The organism is uncultured Propionibacterium sp. (assembly GCF_963539965.1).
In the GTDB taxonomy this organism is placed as follows: Bacteria; Actinomycetota; Actinomycetes; order Propionibacteriales; family Propionibacteriaceae; genus Propionibacterium.
This window is the reverse complement of sequence record NZ_CAUTOU010000076.1, coordinates 1-9,677: the sequence shown is the minus strand read 5'-3', so window position 1 is coordinate 9,677 and position 9,677 is coordinate 1. Positions and strand designations below refer to the sequence as shown.

Genomic DNA, 9,677 nt, shown 5'->3' with positions numbered 1-9,677 from the left:
CCCCCCGGGGCGCCAGCGGCGCCCGCACCCGCGCCGTCCGGCTGCCCGCCGAGCTCGGCGGGCTGGACGGCATCGTGGTCCCCGGCGGGGAGTCGACGGTGCTCGACAGGCTGGCGCGCGACTTCGGCGTCTTCGCGCCGCTGCGCGAGGCCGTCGCCGGCGGGCTGCCCGTGCTGGCCACCTGCGCCGGCATGATCCTGTGCGCCGCCGAGCTGCTCGACGCCGCTGCCGGCCAGCGCGGCCTGGGCGTGCTCGACATCGGCGTGCGCCGCAACGCCTTCGGCTCCCAGCTCGACTCCTTCGAGACCGAGCTGGACGTCGACGGCATCGGCGAGGGGGTCGAGGCGGTCTTCATCAGGGCCCCCGTCGTGGCGCGCGTCGGCGGCGCCGTCCGCGTCATCGCGACGGTGGGGGACCGGGTCGTCGGCGTCCGCCAAGGGGCGGTCACGGCGCTGTCCTTCCATCCCGAGCTCACCGCCGACCGCCGCGTGCACCGCGCATTCGTCGGGCGGGTCCGTTCCCGGGACGCCCGCCCGGCCAACCTGCCCTGATCAGTCGTGTCGCCGGTCCGCTGCGGCCCGTTCCGCCGAAGGGGCAGGCCGCGGCGGACTGCGTCCCGTCTGGTCCGCATCGCGGGAAAACGGGTAGGAATCAGGCAGGCCTTATCGAAAGATCAACGAAACCCCTTGTTGTCCCCGAGATTCGCTCCGGGCGAGTGGGTTTGACTGATCATCGATTTAGGAAACAATGGGGTTATGAAATCAGTGACGGGGCCGGGCGCCGAGCCCGAGAGGGGCGAGGAGTCCACCCGTCACCAGGTGCTGCACGAGCTCTTCGCCAACGGCCCCGCCACTGCCGCGGAGCTGGCCGGGCGCCTCGGGGTCACCCCCACCGCCGTCCGGCGTCACCTGGGCATCCTCGAGTCGGGCGGCCAGGTCGTCGAGCAGGAGCGCTTCGTGCGCGGGCGCCGGAGCCGGGGGCGCCCCGCCAAGGAGTACGTCCTCACCGACCGCGGCCGCTCGTCCTTCTACCAGGACTACGACAGGCTCGCCCTGCAGGCGCTCGGCGCGCTCGTCAGGGCCGCCGGTCCCGAGGCCGTCGTCGCGGTGGGGGAGCGCCGCTACGTCGAGGTGGAGGCCCGGTACCGCCAGCTCCGCGCCGGAACCCCGGACGCCGACCCGGTCGAGGCCCTGGCCATCGTCCTCGACGAGGAGGGCTACGCGGCCCATGTCAGCGAGGCCCCCGGCGGCCATCAGCTGTGCCAGTACCATTGCCCGGTCGCTCGTGTGGCGGCCGAGTACCCCCAGCTCTGCGAGGCCGAGACGAGCATGTTCGCCAGGCTCCTCGGCTCCCAGGTGCAGAGGATCGCCACCATCGCCCACGGCGACGGTGTGTGCACCACGAACATCCCGTTGGACACCATGCCCACCGACCATCACGAGCGAGAGGCAACACGCGCATGACGCAGGTCGACACGAGGCCCGAGAACAGGTTCGCCGAGCGCGACGAACTGGTCGAGGACCTGACCACCTACAAGTACGGCTGGCACGACGCCGATGGCTACTCGGCGGCCTTCCGGCGCGGTCTCTCCGAGGATGTCGTGCGCGGCATCTCCGGTCTCAAGAACGAGCCCGAGTGGATGCTCGAGTTGCGCCTGAAGGGTCTGGAGCAGTTCGAGCGCAGGCCGCTGCCCACGTGGGGCTGCGATCTGTCGAAGCTGCACTTCGACGACATCAAGTACTTCGTCCGCGCCCAGGACAGGCCGGCCAGCGACTGGAACGATCTGCCCGCGGACATCAAGAACACCTACGACCGGCTGGGCATCCCCGAGGCCGAGAAGGAGCGCCTGGTCGACGGCGTCGCGGCCCAGTACGAGTCCGAGGTGGTCTACCACAAGATCAACGAGGAGCTCGGCCGCCAGGGCGTCATCTTCACCGACACCGACACCGGCCTGAAGGAGCACCCGGAGCTCTTCAAGGAGTACTTCGGCTCGGTCATCCCGGCCGGCGACAACAAGTTCGCCGCGCTGAACACGGCCGTGTGGAGCGGCGGCTCCTTCATCTACGTGCCGAAGGGCGTTCACTGCACGATCCCCCTGCAGGCCTATTTCCGCATGAACACCGAGAACCTCGGTCAGTTCGAGCGCACGCTGATCATCGTCGACGACGACGCCTATGTGCACTACGTCGAGGGCTGCACGGCCCCGATCTACAAGAGCGACTCGCTGCACGCCGCCATCGTCGAGATCATCGTCGGCAGGAACGCGCGCTGCCGCTACACGACCATCCAGAACTGGTCGAACAACGTCTACAACCTGGTGACCCAGCGCGCGACGGTGGCCGAGGGCGGCACGATGGAGTGGATCGACGGCAACATCGGCTCCAAGTCCAACATGAAGTACCCGTCCTGCCTGCTCATGGGCGCTCACGCCAAGGGCGAGGCCCTGTCGATCGCCTTCGCCGGTGAGGACCAGCACCAGGACACCGGTGCCAAGATGGTCCACACGGCGCCGTACACGTCGAGCACGATCGTCTCGAAGTCGATCAGCCGCAACGGCGGGCGCACCGGCTACCGCGGCCTGGTCGCGGTGGCCGAGGACGCCCACCACTCGATGTCCTCGGTCAAGTGCGACGCCCTGCTCGTCGACAACGTCTCCCGTTCGGACACCTATCCCTACGTGGACGTGCGCACCGATGACGTGCAGATGGAGCACGAGGCCACCATCAGCAGGATCTCCGAGGACCAGCTGTTCTACCTGATGCAGCGCGGCCTCAACGAGGATGAGGCCCGCGCCATGATCGTGCGCGGCTTCGTCGAGCCCATCGCCCGTGAGCTGCCGATGGAGTACGCGCTCGAGCTCAACCGCCTCATCGAGCTTCAGATGGAAGGCGCGGTGGGCTGAATGTCCCAGGAGAACGGAGCTGTTGCTGTGGCCGAACCGGCGAGCGCGGAGGCGGTCGGCGGCGCCCTCGAGGCCGTCGCCTCGCACCTGCATCCCAGGGTCTCGTGGAACCTCGAGGACCATCCCGTGCCCACCGGACGCGAGGAGGTCTGGCGCTTCACCCCGGTGGACAGGATCGAGGGCCTGCTGACGAGCGGGGCCACCGGCATCGGGCTCGACTGCGCCCTTCAGCTGCCCGTCGGCGTGACCGCCGGTTTCGTCGAGGGCGATGCCGTGCGCGCCGCCGCCGTCGAGCCCCCGGCCGACCGCACCTCGGCGATCGCCGTCGCCAATACGGACCGCGCCCGCCTGGTCACGGTGCCCGCCGGGCTGGAGCTGAGCGAGCCCGTCGAGCTCAACTTCACCGGCGTCGGCGCCGACAGGCCCGCCTACGAGCAGACGATCGTCGATGTCGGCGCGGGCGCCAGGGCCCAGATCCTGCTGCGCTTCGAGGGCTCGGCCCAGGTCGCCGACAAGATCGATGTGCGCATCGGCGCGGGCGCCCATGTCGACATGGTCACCCTCCAGGACTGGGCCCCCGACGCCGTGCACGTCGCCCAGGTATCCCTGCTCATCGGCCACGATGCCACGGTCCGCACCGTGCAGGCCTCGCTCGGCGGCGCGGTCACTCGCATGCTCGAGCGCGCGAGTTACGAGTCCGCGGGCGGCGAACTCGAGCAGTTCGGCCTCTACTTCGTCGACTCCGGGCGCCACGTCGAGCACCGCCTGTTCATCGACCACAACCAGCCGCTGAGCCGCTCGAACATCGACTACCGCGGCGCCCTGCAGGACAGGGATTCGCTCGGCGTGTGGGTGGGCGACGTGCTCATCCGCAAGGAGGCCGAGGGGATCAGCACCTACGAGGCCAACAAGAACCTCCTGCTGACCCAGGGCGCCCGCGCCGAGTCGATCCCGAACCTGGAGATCGCCACCGGTGAGATCGAGGGCGCGGGCCATTCGTCCACCACCGGCCGCTTCGACGACGAGCAGCTGTTCTACCTGCGCAGCCGCGGCGTCCCCGAGGCCGAGGCCCGCCGTCTCGTCGTCCAGGGCTTCTTCGTCGAGATCGTCCGCCGCATCGGTATCCCCGAGGTGGCCGAGCGCCTCATGGCCGCCGTCCAGCGCCAGCTGGACGCGATCGCGCCCGATTGGGGCACCGGGGGATGAACCGCGCGAGAATGCCCCAGCCCGTACCCGTGCACCCCGTTCGCGTCGAGGACGATCAGATTCCCGGCGGCGTCGAGGAACTGATTAAGGAGAACTGAAGCGCATGGCCGAACTCGTCATCAAGGACCTGCATGTCGACGTCGACACCGAGAATGGCCCCAAGGAGATCCTGAAGGGCGTCGACCTGACCGTCGGCGACGGCCAGGTGCACGCCATCATGGGCCCCAACGGCTCCGGCAAGTCGACCCTGGCCTACGCCGTCGCCGGCCACCCGAAGTACACCATCACCCGGGGCTCGGTGACCCTCGACGGCGTCGAGCTGTCGGACGTCCCGGTGGACGAGCGCGCCCGCGCCGGCCTGTTCCTGGGCATGCAGTACCCGGTCGAGGTGCCCGGCGTCTCGATGGCCAACTTCCTGCGCACCGCCAAGACCGCCCTGGCCGGTGAGGCCCCCAGGGTCCGCACCTGGCCCAAGCAGGTCAACGAGGCCCTGACCACCATGGACCTGTCCAGCGACTTCGCCGAGCGCTCGGTCAACGAGGGCTTCTCCGGCGGTGAGAAGAAGCGCGGCGAGATAGCCCAGCTCTGGCTGCTCGACCCCAGGGCCGCCATTCTCGACGAGATCGACTCGGGCCTCGACATCGACGCCCTCAGGGTCGTCTCCGCGGGCATCGAGGGCTTCGCCAAGAGGCCGGGCAAGTCGGTCCTGCTCATCACGCACTACACGCGCATCCTGCGCTACGTGCACCCCGATCGCGTCCACGTCTTCGTGGATGGGCGCGTCAAAGTCACCGGCGGCGCCGAACTCGCCGACAACCTCGAGGAGCGGGGCTACGAGCAGTATGCCAAGTGATTTCGACGTCGAGGCGGTCCGCCGCGACTTCCCGGTCCTGAGCCGGCGGGTGGGCTCCGGCCCGCTCGTCTACCTGGACAGCGGGAACACCTCCCAGAAGCCGGAGTGCGTGATCGAGGCGGTGGAGCGCCACTACCGCGAGCACAACGCCAACGTCGCCCGCGCCATGCACGCGCTCGGCGCCGAGGCGACGGCCGGTTACGAGGGCGCTCGCGCGAAGATCGCCGAGTTCGTGGGCGCGAAGGCCCCCGAGGAGATCGTCTTCACCAAGAACGCCTCCGAGGCCCTCAACCTGGCGGCCGATACGCTCGGGACCCGACTGGGGCCGGGCGACGAGGTCGTCGTCTCGGTGATGGAGCACCACTCGAATCTCGTCCCCTGGCAGATGGTGTGCGAGCGCACCGGGGCCAGGCTGCGCTGGTTCGACATCACCGGGGAGGGCCGCCTCGACCTGGCGGCCGCCGAACGCGACGGGCTCATCAACGAGCGGACCAGGGTCGTCTCCCTGGCCTGGGTCTCCAATGTGCTGGGCACCGTCAACCCGATCGCGCGGATCGCCGAGCAGGCCCGCGCCGTCGGCGCCGTCATGATCGCCGATGGCTCCCAGGGCGTGCCGCACCTGCCCACGAACGTGTCCGAGCTCGGCGTCGACCTGCTGGCCTTCACCGGGCACAAGATGCTCGGCCCGACCGGTATCGGCGTCCTGTGGGGCAGGCGCGCCCTGCTCGACGAGCTGCCCCCGTTCCTGGGCGGCGGCGAGATGATCGGCGTCGTCACGATGGAGGGCTCCACATGGGCCGAGGTGCCGCACAAGTTCGAGGCGGGTACGCCCCCGATCGCCCAGGCGGTCGGCCTGGGCGCGGCCGTCGACTACCTGACCGGCCTCGGCATGGAACGGATCGCCGCCCACGAGCGCGAGATCACGCAGTACGCCCTGGACCGGCTCGGCCGGATCCCCGTGGTGCACGTCATGGGCCCGACACGGGCCGTCGACCGCGGGGGGGCCATCTCCTTCACCGTCGACGGGGTGCACCCGCACGATCTCATGCAGCTGCTCGACTCGAGGGGCATCGCCGTGCGCGGCGGGCACCACTGCGCCGAGCCGCTCCACCGCCGCCTCGGCGTGCAGAGCTCGGCCCGCGCATCCGGGTATCTTTACACGACGGAGTCCGAGATCGATGCGCTGTGCGAGTCCATCGTGTGGGCGCACGATTTCTTCACCGGCAAGCTGAAAGGCCGTTGATGAACGTCGAGGAGATGTACCAGGACATTATCCTGGACCACTACCGGCAGAAGCATCACAGCGGGCTGCGCGACCCCTTCGGCGCCGAGGTGCACCACGTGAACCCCAGCTGCGGGGACGAGTTGACCCTGCGTGTGGCCCTCGACGGCGACCGGATCGGCGACGTGAGCTACGCGGGCGAGGGCTGTTCCATCTCGCAGGCCTCCAGCTCGGTCATGACCGACCTGGTGATCGGCCGAACGGTGGAGGAGGCGATGGACACCTTCGCCGTGTTCAAGGAGATGATGGAGAGCCGGGGCCGCGTCGAACCGGACGAGGACGTCCTCGAGGATGCCATCGCGTTCGCCGGCGTCTCGCAGTTCCCGGCGCGCGTCAAGTGCGCCATGTTGAGCTGGATGGCCCTGCGCGACGCACTCGCCCGTGCCGGTGCGGACATCGTGGACGAAGAGGAGACGACGACATGACAGAGCAGCAGTCCCCGGGCGGCGGCTTCGTGCCGGAGGACGGGCAGCGCCCATCCGATCTGGTGCGCGACAGGCTGCCCGATGCCCCGATCGGTGTCACGACGCCCCCCACCCAGGACCAGGTCCTCGAGGCCCTCAAGGAGGTCATCGATCCGGAGCTCATGGTCAATGTCGTCGATCTCGGCCTCGTCTACGGCGTCGAGATCGACGAGGAGGCCAATGTCGTCATCGACATGACGCTGACGAGCCCGGCCTGCCCGCTCACCGATCAGCTCGAGTGGGGCGCCCAGTCGGCCCTCGACGGCATCGTCAACTCGGTGACGATCAACTGGGTCTGGCTGCCGCCGTGGAGCCTGGACCGCATCACCGATGATGGGCGCGAGCAGCTGCGCTACATCGGCTTCAACGTCTAGCGGGGTGCTCGCCGGGGCTGATCCGGACCCGGTCCTCGGCCGTTCTCGCCCCGGATCAGTCGCCGAGCCTGTCGCGGCCGAAGGACGCGGCCCAGCCCAGCAGGGCCGCCGAGACGAGCCAGCAGACGTTCTCGACGACGCCCAGCGGCGCACCGATGAAGACCTGGATGAGCGCGTTGACGCCCAGGACCATCAACGCGGTGAGAAGGAACCGGAGTACCGGGCGGCGACGATACGGCCGCGATGCGTCGGACATCTGGTTCACTTCCGTCATCGTCGTGCCGCTTGCGGGACAAGGGATGCGTGGGGGCGCCTGCTCCCCGCGTTCATCGCACCGCCGGCAGAACTACGACGGATGTACGCGAAAATGCAAGTATGTTCATTGTGCGCTCCAGGGCCCCTGACGGACAAATCGGAGGAGCGCTCCCCGGTGCCCCGGGCTCCTGTGACCGGTGCGCCCGGCCGGGAGGGCCGTCTTTGCCCGGCGCCCCGTAACGCGGGAGAATGGACGGCGGTCCGCTGTCGGGAGGTGCAGGAGCGCTGTGATACAAGCCACTGATCTGGAAGTGCGCGTCGGCGCCCGTCTGCTGCTCTCCCCGGTGAGCTTCCAGGTGATCAAGGGCGACAGGATCGGTGTCGTCGGGCGCAACGGCGCCGGCAAGACGACGACGATGCGCGTCCTGGCCGGTGAGGGCCCGGCCTCGGGCGGATCGGTCAGGTGCTCGGGCCGGATCGGCTACCTGCCTCAGGACCCACGCGAATCGGATACGTCGGTCACGGCGCGCTCGCGCATCGTCTCGGCCCGCAACATCGAGTCCCTGATGGCCAGGATGGCCCGGGCCACCGACGACATCTCCCGTGCCGGCGGCGCGGGGCGGGAGAGGGCCATGGCGGCCTACGACCGGGCGGAGGCCGCCTTCGTCGCGGCCGGCGGCTACGGCGCCGAGGCCGAGGCCGCGCGCATCGCGGCCAGTCTCGGCCTGTCCGACCGCGTCCTGGCCCAGCCGCTGCACGAGCTGTCCGGCGGCCAGCGCCGCCGTGTCGAGCTGGCCCGCATCCTGTTCAGCAATGCCGACACCCTGCTGCTCGACGAGCCCACGAACCACCTCGACGCCGACTCGATCGCCTGGCTGCGCGACTTCCTGAGGACCTACGCCGGCGGCGTCATGGTGATCAGCCACTCCACCGAGCTGCTGGACGAGGCCGTCAACAAGGTCTTCCACCTGGATGCCAACCGCGCGACGCTCGATGTCTACTCGATGGGGTGGAGGCTCTACCTGGCCCAGCGCCAGGCGGACGAGAAGCGCCGCCGCCGCGAGCGCCTCAACGCCGAGCGCAAGGCCGCCCGGCTGATGACCCAGTCCGAGAGGCTGCACGCCAAGGCCACCAAGGCCGTCGCCGCCCAGAACATGGCCCGCCGCGCCGAGCGGCTGCTGGCCGGCACCGAGGACGAACGGGTCCGGGACAGGGTCCCGGCGATCTCCTTGCCCGACCCGGCCCCGTGCGGCAGGACCCCGCTCATGGCCGAGGCGCTGTCGAAGGCCTACGGCTCGCTGGAGGTCTTCGCCGGCGTCGATCTCGCCATCGACAGGGGGTCCCGTGTCGTGGTCCTGGGCCTGAACGGTGCCGGCAAGACGACCCTGCTGCGCCTGCTGTACGGCGTCGAGGAGCCCGATGCGGGCCGGGTGCTGGCCGGGCACGGCCTCAAGCTCGGCTACTTCGCCCAGGAGCACGACATGCTCGACATGGGCGCCACCGTGCTCGAGAACATGCAGGCGGCCGCGCCGCAGTTGACCGACACCGACGCCCGCAGGGTGCTCGGCGCCTTCCTGTTCACCGGCGACGACGACCACAAGCCGGCGCGCGTGCTGTCGGGCGGCGAGAAGACCCGTCTGGCACTGGCCACGCTCGTCGTCAGCGCGGCCAATGTGCTGCTGCTCGACGAGCCGACGAACAACCTCGATCCGGCCAGCCGCGGGCAGGTGCTCCAGGCGATTCGCGCCTACAGGGGCGCAGTGGTCCTCGTCACCCACGACGAGGGCGCCGTCCAGGCCCTCGAGCCCGACCGCGTCCTCCTGCTGCCCGACGGCGACGAGGACCTGTGGAGCGATGACTACGCGGAACTGGTCGCCCTGGCCTGAGTCGGCTCAGCTCCTGCCGAAGCGCACATGTCCGCGCCGCCGTTGCGATCGTGACGATCGATCTGCACGCAGCCCCTTGTCGGGGCGGCCCGTTCCGTGATCGCGCCGTCCGCGATGAGACGCTCACGGGTCGGTCCGGGTCGTTCGCGCGAAGACGCTCACGAGAACGCTCACCGTGATGGACCCCGGGCCGCACGGGGCGGCGTGCTCGTGAAAAGCGTTCGGGCCCATGCCCACCAGGTCGCGCAGCTGGCCCGACGTGCACTCGGCGTCGAACTCGACGAGCCGCCGGCCGGCCAGGCCGAGGCCCGCCGCGCCCATCTGCCCGGCGAGGCGGTCGGACTTGTCGCCGGCCACGTCGAGCAGGCCGAGGGCCGCGCGCAGCCCGGCCAGGTGGGCCGTCGTCGGGGTCGCCACGACGAGGCGCCCGGCGTCGGAGAGCACTCGGGCGAACT

At 70.0% G+C, this 9,677-nt stretch carries 10 protein-coding genes and 1 pseudogene; 9 read left to right on the top strand and 2 right to left on the bottom strand.

Translation table 11 applies throughout. The features are described from left to right. From pdxT to R2N01_RS10125, 8 genes are all read left to right on the top strand, one after another. The coding region (gene pdxT, locus R2N01_RS10160; protein WP_316670809.1) for a pyridoxal 5'-phosphate synthase glutaminase subunit PdxT at positions 1-551 on the top strand (551 nt) is incomplete at its 5' end. A 204-nt stretch (positions 552-755) separates the two neighbouring features. After that, positions 756-1,463 carry a winged helix-turn-helix transcriptional regulator gene (locus tag R2N01_RS10155; protein ID WP_316670806.1) on the top strand — a complete coding sequence of 236 codons (708 nt, stop codon included), beginning with the start codon at positions 756-758 and terminating at the stop codon, positions 1,461-1,463. Then, positions 1,460-2,902, top strand: a complete 1,443-nt coding sequence (gene sufB / locus R2N01_RS10150) for a Fe-S cluster assembly protein SufB (RefSeq protein WP_316670804.1) — start codon at positions 1,460-1,462, stop codon at positions 2,900-2,902. Before R2N01_RS10155 ends, sufB begins: the two co-directional genes overlap by 4 nt. Further along, on the top strand, positions 2,903-4,108 hold the full coding sequence (sufD, locus tag R2N01_RS10145; RefSeq protein WP_316670802.1) for a Fe-S cluster assembly protein SufD: 1,206 nt from the start codon (positions 2,903-2,905) through the stop codon (positions 4,106-4,108). A gap of 103 nt (positions 4,109-4,211) precedes the next feature. Next, entirely contained in the window at positions 4,212-4,961 is a 750-nt protein-coding gene (gene sufC, locus R2N01_RS10140) for a Fe-S cluster assembly ATPase SufC (RefSeq protein WP_316670798.1), read from the top strand. Continuing rightward, positions 4,951-6,204, top strand: coding sequence for a cysteine desulfurase (locus R2N01_RS10135; RefSeq protein ID WP_316670796.1), 1,254 nt, complete (start codon positions 4,951-4,953; stop codon positions 6,202-6,204). The genes sufC and R2N01_RS10135 overlap by 11 nt, the downstream gene beginning before the upstream one ends. After that, complete coding sequence (sufU, locus tag R2N01_RS10130; protein WP_316670794.1) at positions 6,204-6,668, top strand: Fe-S cluster assembly sulfur transfer protein SufU; 465 nt, start codon at positions 6,204-6,206, stop codon at positions 6,666-6,668. Before R2N01_RS10135 ends, sufU begins: the two co-directional genes overlap by 1 nt. Continuing rightward, entirely contained in the window at positions 6,665-7,081 is a 417-nt protein-coding gene (locus R2N01_RS10125) for a metal-sulfur cluster assembly factor (protein WP_316670792.1), read from the top strand. The genes sufU and R2N01_RS10125 overlap by 4 nt, the downstream gene beginning before the upstream one ends. 55 nt (positions 7,082-7,136) lie before the next feature. Here the strand turns inward: R2N01_RS10125 and R2N01_RS10120 are convergent, their stop codons facing one another. Further along, entirely contained in the window at positions 7,137-7,346 is a 210-nt protein-coding gene (locus tag R2N01_RS10120) for a hypothetical protein (protein WP_316670790.1), read from the bottom strand. 277 nt (positions 7,347-7,623) lie between these two features. On the opposite strand from R2N01_RS10120, the gene R2N01_RS10115 reads away from it, so the two are divergent. Beyond that, positions 7,624-9,222, top strand: a complete 1,599-nt coding sequence (locus R2N01_RS10115; protein ID WP_316670788.1) for an ABC-F family ATP-binding cassette domain-containing protein — start codon at positions 7,624-7,626, stop codon at positions 9,220-9,222. 123 nt (positions 9,223-9,345) lie between these two features. On the opposite strand, the pseudogene R2N01_RS10110 reads toward R2N01_RS10115, so the two are convergent. Then, a pseudogene (locus R2N01_RS10110) lies at positions 9,346-9,677 on the bottom strand (hypothetical protein); the annotation flags it as partial.

Coding starts and splice junctions, on each gene's coding strand:
- R2N01_RS10155 (WP_316670806.1), top strand. CDS start 756: ATGAAATCAGTGACGGGGCCGGGCGCCGAGCCCGAGAGGGGCGAGGAG.
- sufB (WP_316670804.1), top strand. CDS start 1,460: ATGACGCAGGTCGACACGAGGCCCGAGAACAGGTTCGCCGAGCGCGAC.
- sufD (WP_316670802.1), top strand. CDS start 2,903: ATGTCCCAGGAGAACGGAGCTGTTGCTGTGGCCGAACCGGCGAGCGCG.
- sufC (WP_316670798.1), top strand. CDS start 4,212: ATGGCCGAACTCGTCATCAAGGACCTGCATGTCGACGTCGACACCGAG.
- R2N01_RS10135 (WP_316670796.1), top strand. CDS start 4,951: ATGCCAAGTGATTTCGACGTCGAGGCGGTCCGCCGCGACTTCCCGGTC.
- sufU (WP_316670794.1), top strand. CDS start 6,204: ATGAACGTCGAGGAGATGTACCAGGACATTATCCTGGACCACTACCGG.
- R2N01_RS10125 (WP_316670792.1), top strand. CDS start 6,665: ATGACAGAGCAGCAGTCCCCGGGCGGCGGCTTCGTGCCGGAGGACGGG.